This is a genomic window from Modestobacter muralis (assembly GCF_010682105.1).
GTDB classification, from domain to species: Bacteria; Actinomycetota; Actinomycetes; order Mycobacteriales; family Geodermatophilaceae; genus Modestobacter; species Modestobacter muralis.
Genome location: NZ_JAAGWH010000026.1, coordinates 1 through 17,166, shown reverse-complemented (window position 1 = coordinate 17,166; position 17,166 = coordinate 1). Strand labels below are relative to the sequence as shown.

The window sequence follows — 17,166 nt, the reverse complement described above, 5'->3', positions numbered from 1 at the left end:
GTCAGGCCAGCCGGGTCACCTCGACGGTGACCTTCGACCCCTCGCTCTTCGGGCCGGAGAAGATGCCCTTGAGCGGTGGGACGTCGGAGTAGTCGCGGCCGCGGGCCAGCGTGACGTGCCGCGGGCCGATCTCCACCGAGTTCGTCGGGTCGTAGCCGGACCAGCCGCCGTCCCACCACTCCACCCACGCGTGGCTCTCCCCGGTGACCGCCTGCCCGATCGCCGCGGCCGGCCACGGGTGCAGGTAGCCGGAGACGTAACGGGCCGGCAGACCCAGCGCTCGCAGCAGCCCGACCGACACGTGCGAGATGTCCTGGCAGACGCCGGCACCGGTCGTCCAGGCCTGCATGGCGGTGGACTTCACGTTCGTCGCGCCGGTCAGGTACTCCAGGTGGTCGTGCACGAACGCGCACACCCGGTGCGCGGCCTCCCGCGGGCCGGCGTCCCCGACGACCTCGCGGACGGCCTGCACGACCGGGTCGTCCATCGCGGTCAGCGGCGTCGGGCGCAGGAACTCCCCGTAGGCGTCCAGCACGTCCGGGACGGCGAGCCCGGCCCAGTCGAGCGGGTCGGGCACGTGCGCCTCGGGGCCGGCCTCGACCACCGACGTCGCCTGCACCACCAGCTCGGTGTGCGGCCCGTGGGTGTCGAAGGCGGTGACCGTGGAGCCCCAGTAGTCGCGGTAGGCGTGCACGGTGGCCGCCGGCTCGATCTCCACCCGCGAGCGCAGCGTCGTCTGCCGGGTGCTGTTCTCCGGCGTCATCCGGGCCTCGTTGTAGGACGAGCGCACCGGCCCGCCGTAGCGGAACGCGCTGCGGTGCACGATCTGCAGCCGCCAGCGGTCCCCCGGCGCGCGCACCGGGGAGCTCTGCGACTGCATGTGCGACTGGACGGTGCGGGTCCGGGACTGGGACTGCCGGGACTGGCCCAGCGACTGGCCCTGCGACTGGTGCACGCTCACACCGCGCCTTCCGGCACCCAGATCTGGGGCGCCTGCTCGGTGAAGAACCGGTTGGTGACCGCCTCGCTGGCCGCCGAGCAGGTGCGCTGCAGCTCGTCGAGGCGGGTGGGCAGACCGGCCAGGATCTCGTCGGTCTGCATGAACTCCAGCATCGTGCGGGCTCGGCCCACGATCCGGTGCGCCTCGCCGGCCACCCCGATCCGGTGGCCCTCGCGGACGTTGGCCCGCTCGAGCTCGGCCAGGCACCCCTCGGCCTGCTCCAGGGCGGCGAACACCGACCGCGGGAAGAGCCGGTCCAGCAGCAGGAACTCCGCGGCCCGGCTGGAGTTCACCGCCCCGCGGTAGGTGCGCAGGTAGGGCTCGTAGGCGCCGGTCGAGCGCAGCACCAGCGTCCAGGACGGCGCGGCGTCGCCGGCCAGCACGCGGGTGGACAGCATCCGGGAGGTCATGTCCACCCGCTCCAGCGAGCGGCCCAGGATGAGGAACAGCCAGCTCTCGTCGCGGCTCATCGTGGCGTCGGCCAGCCCGAACACCATCGCCGAGCGCTCGCGCACGAACCGGAACAGCGAGTGCGGCCCGTAGCGGCGGGCCATGGTGCGCTGCTGGGGCAGCGCGTTGTGGGTGACGTTGAGCGACTCCCAGATCTCCGCCGACAGCACCTCGCGGGCGCCGCGGGCGTTCTCCCGCGCCGCCGACAGCGCGCCGGTGATCGAGCCGGGACTGGTCCGGTCGAACGCGAGGGTGGCCAGCACCCGCTCCGTGTCGGCCTCGGCCGGGTCGCACGGTGCGCCCATCAGCGCCAGCAGGTTGGCGCAGGCGCGCTGCTCGTCGATCCACGGGTCCTCGACCAGCCGCTGGGTGTGCACGTCGAGGATCCGCGCGGTGTCGTCGGCCCGCTCCACGTAGCGGCCGATCCAGAACAGCGACTCCGCGATCCGGCTCAGCACCGCACACCACCGCCATCGACGTCCGTCGACTCCGTCCAGAGGCTCGCCCCGAGCTCGCGAGGGGTGAGGAGGACGGGGTCCTTCGACTGCTGCTGCTGCTGGGACTGGGCGAGGGCGTTGTCGTTGGGCGGGCCGGGGTCCTGCGCGGGTGACTCGGCGGGCAGGTCGGCGGTGGTGAACTCGATGCGGGTGACGTCGTGCTCGGGCCCGGGCTCGACGGCCGGCCGGGGCGGGCTGATGACCCAGGTGTCCTTGGAGCCACCGCCCTGGCTGGAGTTGACCACCAGCTCCCCCTCCGGCAGCGCCACCCGGGTCAGGCCGCCGGGCAGGACCCAGACGTCGCTGCCGTCGTTGACCGCGAAGGGCCGCAGGTCGACGTGCCGCGGGGCGATCCGGCCGTTGATCAGCGTGGGGGACGTCGACAGCCCGATCGGCGCCTGCGCGATCCAGTCCCGCGGCGAGGCGCGCACCTTCACCGCCAGCTCCTCGAGCGTGCGCTGGTCGGCGCGCGGGCCGATCACGATCCCCTTGCCGCCGGACCCGTCGACCGGCTTGAGCACCAGCTGGTCGAGGGAGGCCAGCACCCACTCGACGGTGTCGGGCTCGTCGAGCCGGTAGGTGTCGGCGTTCGCCAGGATCGGTTCCTCACCCAGGTGGTAGCGGATCAGGTCCGGCACCCAGGTGTAGAGCAGCTTGTCGTCGGCGACGCCGTTGCCCACGGCGTTGGCGATGGTGACCCGGCCGGCGCGCGCGGCGTTGACCACCCCGGCACAGCCGATCACCGAGTCCGAGCGGAAGTGCACCGGGTCGAGGAACTCGTCGTCGATGCGGCGGTAGATCACGTCGACGCGCTGCTGGCCGTCCGTCGTCCGCATGCTGACCTGCCCGCCCGAGCAGACCAGGTCGCGCCCCTCGACCAGCTCCACGCCCATCTGCCGGGCGAGCAGGGCGTGCTCGAAGTAGGCGGAGTTGTAGACGCCCGGGGTGAGCAGGACGACGGTGGGGTCGACGACGCCGGCGGGTGCGGAGGCCTTGAGCGCGGCCAGCAGCCGGCCGGGGTACTCCGCGACCGGCTGCACCCGGTGATCGCCGAACAGCTCCGGGAGCACCGAGCTCATCGCCGCGCGGTTGGTGATGACGTAGCTGACACCCGACGGCGAGCGGAGGTTGTCCTCCAGGACGCGGAAGTCGCCGGCCTCGTCACGCACCAGGTCGATGCCGGACACGTGCACCCGGACGCCGTTGGGCGGCACCAGCCCGTGCGCGGCCCGGTGGAAGTGCGCACTGGTGGTCACCACGCTGCGCGGCACGACCCGGTCGGCGAACACCTCGCCCGCCCCGTAGACGTCCGCCAGGAACGCCTCGAGCGCCCGGACCCGCTGGGCGACGCCGCGCTCGATGACCGCCCACTCCTCGTGACCGATCACCCGCGGCACGATGTCGAGCGGGAAGGGCTGCTCCTCCCCGGCGTGGGCGAAGGTGACCCCGGCGTCGCGGTAGGTCTGGGACAGCACGTCGGCGCGGGCGGACAGCTCCTCGCCCGACATCGACTGCAGCGAGCTGAACAACCCGGTGTAGGGCGTGCGGGGTCGGCCGGGGGCCGAGAACATCTCGTCCCACTGCTGCCCGAGCGGGTAGCCGTCGAAGAGGTCCGCCATGCGACGAACCTAGACACGACGTGTGTCCCCCGCGTTTCGACGACACGCCCGGCGCCCTGCCCCTCGCAGCGGGGCCCCTCGCAGCCGGGCCCCTCGCAGCGGGCGAGGCTCCGTTCAGGCGGAGGCGCGCCTGACCAGCCGGGTCGGGCAGACCCGGGTCTGGACGTCGTCGGTCGTCCGGTCGACCTGGGCGAGCAGCAGCTCGATCATGACCTGGGTCATCTCCTCCAGCGGCTGGGTGACCGTGGTCAGCGGCGGGTCGCTGCGCAGGGCCACCGGTGCGTCGTCGAAGCCGACCACCGCGACGTCACCGGGGACGTCGCGGCCGGCCGCGCGGAGCACCCGCAGCGCGCCCACGGCCATCGGGTCCGAGGCGACGAACACCGCGTCCAGCTCGGGCGCGCGGACCAGCAGCTCTTCCATCGCCCGGGCGCCGCCGCCCTCGGTGAAGTCCCCCTCCACGACCAGGCGCGGGTCGGCCGCGTGCCCGGCGTCGGCCAGCGCGTCCCGGTACCCGGCGAGCCGGTCGAGGCCGGCGACCATGTCGCGCGGGCCGGAGATGGTCGCGACGGTGCGGCGCCCACCGGCCAGCAGGTGCTCGGTGGCCAGCCGGGCGCCGCCGGCGTTGTCGGCGTCGACCCAGGCGACGGGCCGGTCGTCCAGCGGGCGCCCGCACAGCACCAGTGGCATGCCGGCGGCGATGAGCTGGGCGGGCAGCACGTCGTGGCTGTGCAGCGACATCAGGATCACGCCGTCCACGTGCCCCTGGCGCACGAACCGGCCGGCCTTCTCCTGCTCCCGCTCGTCGCGGGCGGTCAGCAGTACCAGGTTGATGTCCGTGCTGGCCAGCGCGCCGTTGAGCCCGCGCACGATGCTGGCGAAGAAGGGGTCGGAGAAGATCCGCGCGTCGGGTTCGGAGAGCACCAGCGCGATCGTGTCGGTGCGCCGGGTGACCAGGCTGCGGGCCATCCGGTTGGGGACGTAGCTCAGCGCCGCGACGGCCGCCCGGACCGCCTCACGGGCCTCCGGGCTGACCCGCGGGGAGTCGTTGACGACGCGGGAGACCGTCGCGCGGGAGACGCCGGCGAGCACGGCGACCTCGTCCAGGGTCGGCGAGGAGACGCGAGTGCTGGTTCCGGTCACGGGGCTCCTGGGTCGGGCGGCGGCGTCCCATTGTGGGCACACGCCCTCCTCGGCACCAGCTGCCGCCACGTTGCCGAACTGTTACTTGACACTCCGATGTGGCGCGGACCACTCTCTCGGTCACGGCCGTGAGAGCGTTCTCACGCCCCCGGCGGACGGTGCATCGGAGCACGGTCCCGGGGCCACCCAGGAGGTCAGTGTTGATCCATCCCAACAGGGGCAAGGCAGTGCTCGGAGCGGCTCTGGCCGCAGTGCTGCTCACCGCAGGCTGCGGCGGCTCGGACGGTGACGGCGACGCCGCCGCCGACGCCGCCGCCTACGACCCGAACGCGCCGGTCACCCTGACCGTCGGGACGTTCGGCACCATGGACTTCGACAACGCCGGTCTCTACGACGAGTACATGAAGCTCCACCCGAACGTGACGATCAAGCAGAACAACATCGCCCAGTCCGCGGCGTACTACAAGTCGCTGCAGACGCGCCTGGCCGCCGGTTCCGGCCTCGACGACATCCAGGGCCTGGAGATCGGCTTCATCGCCGACGTCGTGCAGAACCACGCCGACGCCTTCGTCGACTTCGCCGCCGAGGACAACGCCGCCGAGCTGGAGGCCAACTTCTACGACTGGAAGTGGGGTCAGGCCTCCACCGAGGACGGCAAGACCATCGGCCTGGGCACCGACACCGGCCCGCAGGCCATGTGCTTCCGCAAGGACCTCTTCGAGGCCGCCGGCCTGCCCACCGACCGCGAGCAGGTCGGGCAGCTGTGGCCGACCTGGGAGGCGTACCTGGACGTCGCCCGCCAGTACCAGACCAAGTCCACGAACAAGTTCCTGGACAGCCCGGCCAGCATCTTCTCCTCCTCGGTCTACCAGGGCGAGACCGCCTACAACGACGCCGAGGGCAACCCCATCCCCGAGGAGAGCGACGGCGTCAAGACCGCCTGGGGCTACGCCAGCACCGCGGCCAGCGAGGGCCTGACGGCCAACCTGTCCCAGTTCGGTGACGAGTGGAACGCCGCCTTCTCCAACGGCGCCTTCGCCACCATCGCCTGCCCGGCCTGGATGCTCGGCTACATCTCCTCCCAGATGGGTGAGGGCGGCGCCGGCAAGTGGGACGTCGCTCCGCTGCCCGGCTCGAGCGAGGCGGCCAGCAACTGGGGCGGTTCCTACCTGGGCGTGCCCAAGGACGGCCCGAACGTCGAGGCCGCCAAGGACCTCGCCGAGTGGCTCACCGCCCCTGAGCAGCAGGTCAAGACCTTCGTGGAGGCGGCGCACTTCCCGTCCAGCCCGAAGGCGGCCGAGGACCCGCAGGTCGTCGACTTCAGCGACCCGTACTTCAGCGACGCACCGATCGGCCAGATCTTCGGTGAGTCCGCGGACAACATCCAGCGCACCCCGATCGGGGCGTACGACACCCAGATCCAGGAGGCGTTCACCACCGCGCTGACCGACATCGCCTCGAACGGGACGGCGCCCGACGCGGCGTTCGGCAACGCGCTCAAGGTCGCGGAGCAGGTCATCGGCGGCTGAGCCACCCCGCTCGGCACGCACCCCCCGGACACGGTGCCCGGGAGCGGACCCCTGCTCCCGGGCACCGGCTCGGCACCGCACACCCCGCCGTCCCAGCCCGTCCCCGACGACCTCGAGGCCCCGCATGACCATCGCGAGCCAGACCCCCCGGCAGGCCCTCCGCGGCGCCACCCGGGCCGCTCCCCCGACCGCCTCCACCGGCGACCGCCCTCCGGCCCGCCGCCGGACGTCGCTCACCCGCAACCGCTGGGGCTACGCCTACGTGGCCCCGTTCTTCCTGCTCTTCGCCGCCTTCAGCCTCTACCCGTTCCTGTACACGGCGTGGATCTCGCTGCACAAGACGAGCCTGTCCAACATCGACGGCGGCACGTGGGTCGGCCTGGACAACTACCGCAACCTGCTGCAGAGCGAGTTCTTCTGGAACGCCGCCCGCAACACCCTGACCATCGGGGTGCTGGCCACGGTCCCCCAGCTGTGCATGGCCCTGGGCCTCGCCCACCTGCTGAACTACAAGATCCGCAACCGCACCTTCTTCCGCACCGTGATGCTGATGCCCTACGCGACCAGCATCGCCGCCGCCACCCTCGTGTTCGCCCAGCTGTTCGGCCGCGACTACGGCCTGATCAACACCGTGCTGCAGGCGTTCGGCATGGACCGGATCGACTGGGAGGCCGGCACGCTGAGCAGCCAGGTCGCCATCGCCGCGATCGTCACCTGGCGCTGGACCGGCTACAACGCGCTGATCTACCTGGCCGCCATGCAGTCGATCCCCGGTGAGCTCTACGAGGCCGCGGAGATCGACGGCGCCAACAAGTGGAAGCAGTTCCTGCACGTGACGATCCCGTCGCTGCGCCCGACGATCCTGTTCACCGTCGTCGTCTCCACGATCGGGGCGGTGCAGCTGTTCGGCGAGCCGCTCCTCTTCGCCGGCAACGGCACGACCTCCGGTGGCTCCTCGGGGCAGTACCAGACCCTCGGCCTGCTGATGTACCAGCAGGGCTGGAGCAACTTCCACATCGGCCAGGCCGCCACCACCGCCTGGGCCATGTTCATGATCATCCTGCTCGTCGTGGGGGTCAACGCCGTCATCGGCCGCCTCCGCAACCGGGCCGACCGGTAGGAGCCGGCAATGACCGCCAGGAGCACCCAGTGACCACCGCTCTCCCCGGCACCCAGACCACCTCGGTGCAGCCGGTCGACCGGCCCGTCACCCGCAAGAGCGGCAAGGGCAACCGGGTGGGCAAGCCCGGCCCGGTCACCTACACCCTGCTGACCCTGACCGCGCTGGTGTCGATCTTCCCGCTCTACTGGACCCTCGTCGCCGGTTCGCACACCAACGCCGAGATCGCGGCCACCCCGCCGCCGTTCCTGCCCAACGCCACCCTGTTCGACAACTTCAAGCTGGCCCTGGAGCAGGCGCCGATCGGCAAGGCGATCCTGAACTCGGTCCTGGTCGCCGGCAGCATCACCGTGGGCACCGTCTTCTTCTGCACGCTGGCCGGGTTCGCCTTCGCCAAGCTGCAGTTCAAGGGCCGCGGCCTGCTGCTGGGCCTGGTGATCGGCACGATGATGGTGCCCACCCAGCTCGCGGTGATCCCGCTGTTCATGATGATCGCCGACCTGCAGTGGGTGAACCAGCTGCAAGCGGTCATCTTCCCGACCCTGGTCAGCGCCTTCGGCGTGTTCTTCATGCGCCAGTACCTGATCTCGTCGCTGCCCAACGAGCTGCTGGAGGCCGGCAAGGTCGACGGTGCGTCGACCTTCCGGATCTTCTGGTCGATCGTCGTCCCGGTGGCCCGCCCGGCCATGGCCGTGCTGGCGATGCTGACGTTCCTCACCGCCTGGAACGAGTTCTTCTGGCCGCTGATCGCGCTGACCAACGCCAACCCCACGGTGCAGGTCGCGCTCGCCGGCCTGGGCTCGGGCTACGTCCCGCAGCAGTCGGTGATCATGGCCGGCACCCTGCTGGGCACCCTGCCGGTGCTCATCGTCTTCACGATCCTGGGCAAGCAGATCGTCGGCGGCATCATGCAGGGCGCGGTCAAGGGGTGACCGCCCCGGTCCCCCGACCGGCCCGGACCTGCTGATCGACGTTCGACAGGGCAATCTGCAGAGGTCGGCCCGCGCACCAGCAGCGCGCCGACCTCAGGACTCCACCCCGATCACTCCGGCACGGCCACCCATCGGCGTGCTGCCCCACCGACCCACCAGCGAGGAGCTCCACCACATGACCTCCACCGACGTGCGCTCCGCGCCCTCCGGCCTCTCCCTCCCGCCCGGCTTCGCCCTCGGCGCGGCCACCGCGGCGTACCAGATCGAGGGCGCCCACGACGTCGACGGCCGCGGCCCGTCGATCTGGGACACCTACAGCCACACCCCGGGCAAGACCTTCAACGGCGACACCGGTGACGTCGCCGTCGAGCACTACACGCGCTACCCGGCCGACGTCGCCCTGATGAAGGACCTGGGCCTGGACGCCTACCGCTTCTCCGTCTCCTGGCCGCGCATCCTGCCCGCGGGCAAGGGCGCGATCGAGCAGCGCGGGCTGGACTTCTACCGCCGGCTGGTCGACACGATCTCCGAGGCCGGGATCGCCCCGTGGCTGACGCTGTACCACTGGGACCTGCCGCAGGCCCTGGAGGACGAGGGCGGCTGGACCAACCGGGACACCGCCCAGCGCTTCGCCGACTACGCCGGGATCGTCTACGACGCCCTCGGTGACCGGGTGCCGCACTGGTCGACGCTGAACGAGCCGATGTGCAGCTCGCTGCTGGGCTACCAGGCCGGCGCGCACGCCCCCGGCCACACGGACTCCGCCGAGGCCGCCAAGGCCGTGCACCACCTGCTGCTGGGCCACGGCCTGGCCACCCAGGTGATGCGCGACAAGGGCGCCGACCACCTGGGCATCACGCTGAACTTCACGCCGATGTCCCCGGCCAGCGACTCCGCCGTCGACGTCGACGCCGCCCGCCGCCAGGACGGCCAGCAGAACCGGATGTTCATCACCCCGATCGTCACCGGCGAGTACCCGGCCGACGTCGTCGAGGACCTGGCGAAGGCCGGTGCCCCGCTGCCCATCCAGGACGGCGACCTCGAGGTCATCTCCACCCCGGTCGACTGGCTGGGCGTGAACTACTACTACGCCGCGGTCGTCAGCGGTGGCCACGAGCCGAAGAGCCCCTCGACGTTCATCGGCTGCGAGGACGTGCGCGAGGAGGAGCAGGACGGCCCGACCACGACCATGGGCTGGAGCGTCAACCCCGACAGCTTCACCGAGCTGCTCGGCCGGCTGAGCGCGATCGCGCCGGGGCTGCCCATGTTCATCACCGAGAACGGCTCCGCGTGGCCGGACCAGGTCGCCGAGGACGGCCAGGTCCACGACCAGCAGCGGGTCGACTACCTGCACGCCCACCTGGCGGCCATGGTCACCGCGATCGAGGCCGGCGCCGACGTCCGCGGCTACTTCGCCTGGTCGCTGCTGGACAACTACGAGTGGGCCCGCGGCTACGAGCAGCGCTTCGGCCTGGTGCACGTGGACTACGAGACCCAGGTCCGCACCCCCAAGGACAGCGCCCACGCGTACGCCGAGGTCATCCGGCAGTACAAGGCCGGCGCGTGACGGAGGTCGACCTGACCGGCCGCCGGGTCCTGCTCACCGGCGCCTCACGGGGCGTCGGGCGGGCGGTGGCCCGGCGGCTGGTCGCCGCCGGTGCCGACGTCCTGGGCACCGCCCGGGACGCCGCACTGCTGGACGAGGTGGCTGCCGAGGTCAGCGGCCCGGGCACGTTCGTCCCGGTGGTGGCCGACCTGACCGCCCCGGGCACCCCGGCCCGGCTGGCCGCCGAGGTCGCGGCCCGGTGGGGCGCCCTCGACGTCCTGTTCAGCAACGCCGGGGTGATGCTGTCCCACGCCGACCGGTTCGAGGACGAGCCGGCCGGCACGCTGGAGGCGACCCTCGAGGTCAACCTGCTGGCACCGCACCGACTGGTGATCGCACTGCTGCCCGCACTGCGGGCGGGCAGTGAGCCGCGGGTCGTGCACGTGGGCTCCGGCGCCGGCACGCTTCTCGGGGCGGCCGAGCCGGGCATCGCCAGCTACCGGGTGAGCAAGTACGCGCTCAACGGGCTGATCCTCGTGCAGGCCGCCCAGCTGCGCGGCGAGGTGGCCGTCAACGGGCTGGACCCGGGCTGGGTGAAGACCGACCTGGGCGGTGACCAGGCGCCGGGCACGGTCGAGGAGAGCGCGGACGGCGCGATGGCGCTGCTGGCCGAGCCCGCGTCGGTGACCGGCCGGTTCTTCAAGGACGGCGCCGAGATCCCGTTCTGACCATGGCCCCAGGTACACCGCACCCGCTGCTGGACGACGACGTCCGGCAGCGGGTGCTCCTGTGTCTGCTCCTCATGCAGCGGCACTCCTGGGACCAGGGGGTGACGGCCGCCGCGCTCGGGGACGCCGGCGCGACCGACCTGCTGCGCGTGCTGGCCGACGACGCCGTGGCCCGGCAGCTGCCCGACGGGCGGCTGGCCGAGCTGGACCCGGTCTGCGCGGTGAACAGCGGTGCGGTCGGCGAGCTGGTCGCGCTGCTCGCCGCGCGCACCGGCGACGCGGGCCTGGCCGCGGCCACCGGGCGTCAGCGTGGCTGGCTGCTGACCGGGGCACCGCGCGCAGCCGACGGCACGCTCTTCCACCTGACCGTCTCCCGCCAGGTGTGGGCCGACAGCGTGTTCATGGTCGTGCCGTTCCTGGCCGCGGTCGGTGAGCCGGCCGTTGCGCTGGCCCAGTTCCGCGGGCACCGGTCCCGGCTCCGCGACCCGGCCACCGGGCTGTGGGCGGCACGCTGGGACGAGGACGCCGGCGCCCTCGCCGACCCGCGCGCCTGGGGCACCGGCAACGGCTGGGTGGCGGCGGGCGCGGCCCGGGCGGTGCGCCGCCTGCCGGGGGCGCCCGGCGCCGAGCTGGCCGCCGAGGTGCGGGCGTTGCTGGCCGCCTGCCGCCCGCTGCGCCGTCCCGACGGGCTGTTCGGGGACGTGCTCGACGACCCCGACGGCCCCGCCGACACGAACGTGGCCGCGATGCTCGGCTACGCCGCGCTCACCGGCGCCGCCGAGGGCTGGCTGACACCGGCGGACGGCGCGCTCGGCGAGTCACTGCTGGGCTCCGTGGTCGACCGCCTCGACGAGCTCGGCCGGGTGCAGGGCGCCAGCGCGGCCCCGCACTTCGACCGCCCCGGGCACTCCCCGGAGGCCCAGGCCTTCCTCCTGTTGGCGCACTCTGCTGCGCTGCGGTGGCGGGCCTCGACGCACCGGGGCGCCGCGTCGTCGTGACGCGGCGCCCCGGGCCGTTCGGTGGTGGTGCTGTCGGTCAGCGCAGGGCAGGCACCGCCAGCTGGGCCAGCTCGAGGGCCTGCTGCGGGAACCAGGCACCGGCGGCGGGGTCGGCGATGCCGCCCCACTCCGGGTCGGTGGTGCTGCCGGCGATCCCGCGGTTGCACTCACCGTCGGACTGCCCCGGGGTCTTCACCCAGAGGTAGGCGTCGAGCAGCGGGAAGTCGGCGTCGGGCTGGGCCTGCGGGGTGGCACCCAGGCCGCGGCCGGGCGGGTTGCACCAGGTCTGCGGGTCCGGGTAGGTGACGCCCGCGTCCGGGGCCCACGGACCCTGACCGTTGCGGCTGGTGTCGATCACGAAGTGCTCGGTCGGCACGGTGCCACCCAGCAGAGCGTCGAACCGCTGGTTGATGCCCAGGGTGTTCGCCGTCGGGTCGGTGGCGGTGTCGCTCCACTCCTTCATCGGGTCCAGTGCCACGCCGGTGTAGTTGTTGGCGGGGCCGCCGTTCCAGTACTGGTTGGGGCAGGGGTCCGCGTCCACCTCGTGCGTGTAGTCGTCGGGCAGGATCGCGAGGCACTGGGAGATCCAGGTGCCGTACTGGGTCAGGTTGGCCGTGTACTGGTAGTTCGAGGTGTTCAGCGAGAAGCCCTGGAACTGCTCGACCCCGGCGTCCTGCAGCCGGTCGGAGATGCTGCCGACGTTGTGCCAGCCGGTGTGCCCGGCGTCCAGGTAGACCAGGGCGGCGGGGTTGGCGCGCTCGATGGCCTCCCCGATGTACCTGATGTCGGCCAGACGGCCCTCGTCGGTCGGCACGAACGCGGCGTCGTCGTACGTGCCGTCCGGGCAGTCGCCGGGCATGAGCGGCAGCCCGTCCGGCTCGATGATCACGGTCACGGTGCCGGCCTTGGTCAGCCCGGCGGCGAAGCCGTCGGCCCAGGCGCGGTAGGCCGCATCGTCAGCGGCTCCACCGGAGGAGTACTGCGAACAGTCCCGGCCGGGGACGTTGTAGGCGACCAGCGTGGGCACCGTCTTGTGCGCCCGCGCCTGGGTGACCGTGCGGTGCACCTCCTTCTGGACCTCCTTCGGGGTCCCGCCGGTGAACCAGACCGCCTGCGGGGTGTCGATCACGCCCTGGATCAGGGCGGCGTCAGCGGTCCGGCCCTGGCTCTCCAGGTCCGCGATCTGCTGCGTCGCGCCGGGGTCGGGCTGCGGTGTGTAGAAGCGCGTGTCGGCCGGGAGGACGGCCGCCTCGGGTGCGGTGAGCGAGGGCGCCGGGGCGGGGGCCGGCTTGGCCGAGGCGGGCGAGCTCATCGCCAGCTGGCCGACCGCCACGGCGGCCGAGACGGCCAGGATCGCGGCGCGCCTGCGCGGAAGGGGATTCGAGAACATCGTCGTCCTGTCGTCAGGGGACCCACAGGACCGCGTTGCCCTGTGGGAGCGCTCTCACGCCGCTGCGCGGCAACCCCGTGATGAAGGAGTGTGGGAGCCGTCACAGCTTCTCCCGAGACGTCGCCGATGGCAAGACCAGGTTCCGGAACTCTCCGTCGGGGCCGGACGGCGATCGGCACGGGACCACCCGGCCGTCCCGTGACGGGCTCGCCGTCCGGGTCAGAAGCCCCCGCCGGCGCCACGCCGCCCGCGGCTGCCCGAGCCACCGAAGCTGCCGCTGGACCCCCGGCGCCCGCCACCACCGCCGAACCCCCCGCCGAGTCCACCGCCCCCGAAGCCGCCACCCAGGCCGCCCCCGCCGAAACCGCCGCCGCGCCGGGAGCCCCCGCCTCCGAGCAGGATGCCGCCGAGCACCAGGCTGCCCAGGTCGACGCCGGGACGACCGCCATAGCCGGGCTGCACCGGGCCCTGGCCGTACCCCGGCCCGCCGCCGTAGCCGCCGCCGGACCACTGGTCGACGTCCGTGCGGGCCAGGTCGAGGGCGTGCTGAGCCAGGGTCGCGGCCTGCTGGGCCTCCGCCAGCGCGGCCACCGGGTCGGCCGGACCGGTGGTGACGGCGGCGTCCAGCCGGCGCTGCGCCTCGGCGAGCCGGGTGCGCGCCTCCGGTCCGACGGCGCCCCGCCGGGTGCTGATGAAGTCACCGGCCGCGGCGACCGCCGACCGGGCGGTGAGCAGGGTCTGGTCCAGGGCGGCCGCGGCCCGGCGGGACTGGGTGGCGGCGTCCCGGGCGGCGCCGAGCGACCGGTCCAGGGCGATGTCGGCCTCCTCCAGCTGCCGGAGCGTGGCCAGCGGGTCGGTGCGCCGGCCTGCCGCGCCTGCATCGGCCGCGACCAGCGCCGCCTCGGCGCGGGCGACGAGCCCCGGGAGGTCGCCGCTGCCGGCACCGTTCCCGGAGAGCAGGCTGCGCGCCTCGGCGAGGTCCTGCTGGACCTCCGCCCGGACCGCGGCCAACCGGCCTGGTGCCGCGTCGAGGTCGCTGGCCAGCCGGCCGATGGCGTCGAGCAGGGTGCGGGTCTGCGCGACGGCGTCCTCGGCGGTGCGCACCGAGGCGACCGCCTTGCCGGCGGTGCCGGCGCCGAGCAGGTCGCGGGCGTCGGCCATCTCGGCACCGGCGGCGGTCAGCAGCGCCCGCGCCTGCGCGGGGTTGCCGGCCACCGGTGCCACGGCGCTGTCGGCGTACCGGCCGCGCAGGTCGGCCAGCCGCTGCTCCTCCGCCGGGAGCCGCTGCTCCAGCTCGGCGACCTGCGGGGTGAGCCGGTCCAGCGCCTGCGGTGCGTTCCGCTCCAGGTCGCGCAGCCGGTCGAAGGCCTCGGCCTGGGCGTCGAGCCGCTCGTCGGCCGCGCCGGTCAGCCGCAGGATCTCGGCGAGCATGCGGCGCTTCGTCGGCTCGTCCTCGGGGACCTCGTCGTCCAGCTGCTGGCGGAGCGTGAACGCCTGCTGCAGCTCGGTCTGCGACTGCGCCAGCGCCTCGGCGAACCCGGCCACCGACTCGTCGCCGTACTGGGCGCGAGCGAAGTCCAGCTCCAGGGACGACGTGCGGGCCGCCTCGTCCAGCTCCAGCAGCGCGCCGCTGGCCCGGAAGGTGAGCTGCTCGGTGGTCTCGTCGGGGAACGGGTCCGCGGCCCGAGCGGCCGCCACCTCCTGCTCCTGCGCCTGACCGCGGCGACGCCGGTTGCGGACCAGCAGGTAGCCGCCGCCGCCCACCACCGCGACGCCCGCGGCCACGGCCAGCGCCCCTCCCCCGCCGCCGCCGCTGGTGCTGCTGGCGCCGGCTGACCCGGTGCCCGTGGCGGAGCCGCCACCGGCCAGCCCGTCGGCCAGCGCGACCACGGCGCCGGACCAGTCACTGTCCGACAGCGCCGGCTGGACGTCGGAGCTGAGCACGTCGCGCAGCCGGGCGTCGGAGACCGGGGAGCGCTGGTCGACCGACACCGCGTAGGAGCGGACGGCGGGGTCGACGGCCACCGCGAAGACGATGCCGTCGGCGCCCAGGCCGGAGCGCTCGGCGGTGCTGTCGGCCCAGTCCTGCCGGTCGAGGCCGTCGAAGGTGTCGACGAAGACGGCGTAGAGCCGGATGCCCTCCTGGGTGCGCAGCCGCTCGATGGCGTCCTCCGCCGCGGCGGCACCACCGCCCAGGACCCCGGCGGGGTCGGTCACCGGCTGGGTGAGCCGGCCGGGCTGCTCGGCGTGCGCGGTACCGGTCGTGAGCAGGGCGGCGGCCAGCGCGAACAGGACGGCGAGCAGTCGGGCGAGGCGGGACATGTGCCCATCGTCGCCGATCCGGCGTCCGCGGGCGCGATCATGCCCGCCAGGCCACGCGCGCGACCATCGTGTTGTCCACGACCGATCTGCGTCTGACGGCGTCGCGGCGGGGGTAGGCCCGGGGCTCACCCCGACCTGGAGGCCCCCGTGCCGAAGCCCCATCACGTCCCCGCTGCCGAACTGCCGCCCGGCGCCGTCCGTCCGGCCGGCCCGTGGGCCGTGGTCAACGCCGACGGCCGGCTGTCCGCCGTGTCCCGCCGCTGCCGGCACCAGCTCGCCGACCTGTCGGAGGGCAGCCTGGACGCCGACGGCTGCCTGGTCTGCCCCTGGCACCAGGCCCGCTACGACCTGCACACCGGCGAGATGGTCTCCGGCCCGCGCGGGTTCCTCGGCTACCACGGCCCGACGCCTGGCTACACCGGCCTGGTCAAGCGACTCGGTCAGGTGGTGCGCCTGCGCGTGCGCCGCGCCCACCGCCAGGGAACCGACGTCGTCGTCGACTGAGGGAGGACCTCCTCCTCGGCCCCTCTGCAGGGTCCCGCCGCGAGCGTGCGAGTGGCGGGGGGGTAGAGGGGTCCTTCCGCTACCGGAACTCGACAGGCTCGTCGACGCCGCCGATCATGGTGTCCACGGGCTGGTCGGCGCCGGTCGAGCCGACCGACACCCCCTGGGTGGCGGCGACCTCGTCGGCCGACTTCGGCAGCAGCCGCCCGTCGCGGATGTCCTCGGCCCAGTGGCAGCTGACGAGATGGAGCGGCGCGAGCTCGCGCAGCGTCGGCACCTCGTCGTCGCACCGGGTCTCCTGCCGCCAGGGACAGCGGGTGTGGAACCGGCAGCCCGAGGGCGGGTCGGCGGGTGAGGGCAGGTCACCGGAGAGCAGGATCCGCTCACGGGAGTCCTCGAGCACCGGGTCCGGCACCGGCACGGCGCTCATCAGGGCCCGCGTGTACGGGTGCAGCGGCGTCTCGTAGAGCGCGTCGGCGGGCGCCTGCTCCACCAGCGAGCCGAGGTACATGACCCCGACGACGTCGCTGATGTGCCGGACGACGGCCAGGTCGTGGGCGATGACCAGGTAGGTGAGCCCGAGCCGCTCCTGCAGCTCCTCGAGCAGGTTGAGCACCTGGGCCTGCACCGACACGTCCAGGGCCGACACCGGCTCGTCGGCGATCAGCAGGTCGGGCTCGACGGTGATCGCCCGGGCGATGCCGATGCGCTGCCGCTGGCCGCCGGAGAACTCGTGCGGGTAGCGGCGCAGCGCGGCCTCGGGCAGGCCGACGGCGTCCAGCAGCTCGCGCAGCCGCCGGGCGATGGCCTGCTTGTCCCCGCCCAGGCCGTGGGCGTGCAGCGGCTCGGCGAGCAGCGACTCGACGTCCTGGCGGGGGTCCAGGGAGCCCAGCGGGTCCTGGAAGACCATCTGCATGCGCCGGCGCATGTGCCGCATCGGCTCGGGCTTGAGCGAGGCGACGTCGGTGCCGTCGAAGAGCACCTTGCCCGCGGTGGGCTCGGTGAGCCGCAGGATGGCCCGGCCCAGCGTCGACTTGCCGCAGCCGGACTCCCCGACCAGGCCGTACGTCGTCCCGCGGTCGATGGACAGGTCGACGCCGTCCACGGCACGCACGTGCCCGACGGTGCGGTCGACGAGGAGACCGCGGCGGATCGGGAAGTGCACCTTGAGACCCTGGACCTGCAGCAGCGGTCCGGACGCCGGACTCAGGGACTCGGCGGTCATCGGTCGGCTCCCGGGGTGGTCGGCGACCCGGCGAGGGGCGGCACGGTCAGGGGATGGCGGCAGCGCAGCTCGCGGCCGGTGCCGTCGGACTCCAGCGGCACGGTGCTGCCGGCCACCTCGGTGAGGCAGTCGTCGCGGCCGGAGTCGCAGCGCGGGGCGAAGG

At 73.5% G+C, this 17,166-nt stretch carries 14 protein-coding genes; 7 read left to right on the top strand and 7 right to left on the bottom strand.

Going from position 1 to position 17,166, the window contains the following annotated elements:
* Position 1: 1 nt before the first annotated feature.
* The 4 genes from GCU67_RS10350 to GCU67_RS10335 all read right to left on the bottom strand — a co-directional run bounded on the left by GCU67_RS10350 (position 2) and on the right by GCU67_RS10335 (position 4,709).
* Complete coding sequence (locus tag GCU67_RS10350) at positions 2-955, bottom strand: transglutaminase family protein (RefSeq protein ID WP_338104916.1); 954 nt, start codon at positions 953-955, stop codon at positions 2-4.
* A gap of 2 nt (positions 956-957) precedes the next feature.
* On the bottom strand, positions 958-1,908 hold the full coding sequence (locus GCU67_RS10345; protein ID WP_163611144.1) for an alpha-E domain-containing protein: 951 nt from the start codon (positions 1,906-1,908) through the stop codon (positions 958-960).
* Positions 1,902-3,566 carry a circularly permuted type 2 ATP-grasp protein gene (locus GCU67_RS10340; RefSeq protein WP_163611143.1) on the bottom strand — a complete coding sequence of 555 codons (1,665 nt, stop codon included), beginning with the start codon at positions 3,564-3,566 and terminating at the stop codon, positions 1,902-1,904. The genes GCU67_RS10345 and GCU67_RS10340 overlap by 7 nt, the downstream gene beginning before the upstream one ends.
* Positions 3,567-3,680: 114 nt before the next feature.
* Positions 3,681-4,709, bottom strand: coding sequence for a substrate-binding domain-containing protein (locus GCU67_RS10335; protein ID WP_163611142.1), 1,029 nt, complete (start codon positions 4,707-4,709; stop codon positions 3,681-3,683).
* Between the two features lie 200 nt (positions 4,710-4,909).
* On the opposite strand from GCU67_RS10335, the gene GCU67_RS10330 reads away from it, so the two are divergent.
* The 6 genes from GCU67_RS10330 (at position 4,910) to GCU67_RS10305 (ending at position 11,562) form a co-directional block, all read left to right on the top strand.
* Positions 4,910-6,238: an ABC transporter substrate-binding protein gene (locus tag GCU67_RS10330; RefSeq protein ID WP_163611141.1), complete on the top strand. Its 1,329-nt coding sequence runs from the start codon at positions 4,910-4,912 to the stop codon at positions 6,236-6,238.
* A gap of 124 nt (positions 6,239-6,362) precedes the next feature.
* Positions 6,363-7,358 (top strand): carbohydrate ABC transporter permease, encoded by a 996-nt coding sequence (locus tag GCU67_RS10325; RefSeq protein WP_163611140.1) that lies wholly within the window; start codon positions 6,363-6,365, stop codon positions 7,356-7,358.
* A gap of 29 nt (positions 7,359-7,387) precedes the next feature.
* Positions 7,388-8,290 carry an ABC transporter permease subunit gene (locus GCU67_RS22815; protein WP_163611139.1) on the top strand — a complete coding sequence of 301 codons (903 nt, stop codon included), beginning with the start codon at positions 7,388-7,390 and terminating at the stop codon, positions 8,288-8,290.
* A 175-nt stretch (positions 8,291-8,465) separates the two neighbouring features.
* On the top strand, positions 8,466-9,857 hold the full coding sequence (locus GCU67_RS10315; RefSeq protein WP_163611138.1) for a GH1 family beta-glucosidase: 1,392 nt from the start codon (positions 8,466-8,468) through the stop codon (positions 9,855-9,857).
* Positions 9,854-10,564 carry an SDR family NAD(P)-dependent oxidoreductase gene (locus GCU67_RS10310; protein WP_163611137.1) on the top strand — a complete coding sequence of 237 codons (711 nt, stop codon included), beginning with the start codon at positions 9,854-9,856 and terminating at the stop codon, positions 10,562-10,564. The genes GCU67_RS10315 and GCU67_RS10310 overlap by 4 nt, the downstream gene beginning before the upstream one ends.
* Before the next feature lie 2 nt (positions 10,565-10,566).
* Positions 10,567-11,562, top strand: a complete 996-nt coding sequence (locus GCU67_RS10305) for a glycoside hydrolase family 88 protein (protein ID WP_163611136.1) — start codon at positions 10,567-10,569, stop codon at positions 11,560-11,562.
* A 37-nt stretch (positions 11,563-11,599) separates the two neighbouring features.
* Here the strand turns inward: GCU67_RS10305 and GCU67_RS10300 are convergent, their stop codons facing one another.
* Both GCU67_RS10300 and GCU67_RS10295 read right to left on the bottom strand, forming a co-directional pair.
* Complete coding sequence (locus tag GCU67_RS10300) at positions 11,600-12,952, bottom strand: glycoside hydrolase family 6 protein (protein ID WP_211661132.1); 1,353 nt, start codon at positions 12,950-12,952, stop codon at positions 11,600-11,602.
* 219 nt (positions 12,953-13,171) lie between these two features.
* Entirely contained in the window at positions 13,172-15,274 is a 2,103-nt protein-coding gene (locus GCU67_RS10295; protein WP_163611135.1) for a TPM domain-containing protein, read from the bottom strand.
* A 147-nt stretch (positions 15,275-15,421) separates the two neighbouring features.
* Between GCU67_RS10295 and GCU67_RS10290 the strand changes: the two genes are divergently transcribed.
* Positions 15,422-15,778, top strand: a complete 357-nt coding sequence (locus GCU67_RS10290) for a Rieske 2Fe-2S domain-containing protein (protein ID WP_163611134.1) — start codon at positions 15,422-15,424, stop codon at positions 15,776-15,778.
* A 79-nt stretch (positions 15,779-15,857) separates the two neighbouring features.
* Here GCU67_RS10290 and GCU67_RS10285 read toward each other — a convergent pair whose 3' ends face one another.
* Positions 15,858-17,003: an ABC transporter ATP-binding protein gene (locus GCU67_RS10285; protein ID WP_163611133.1), complete on the bottom strand. Its 1,146-nt coding sequence runs from the start codon at positions 17,001-17,003 to the stop codon at positions 15,858-15,860.
* Positions 17,004-17,166: the final 163 nt, after the last annotated feature.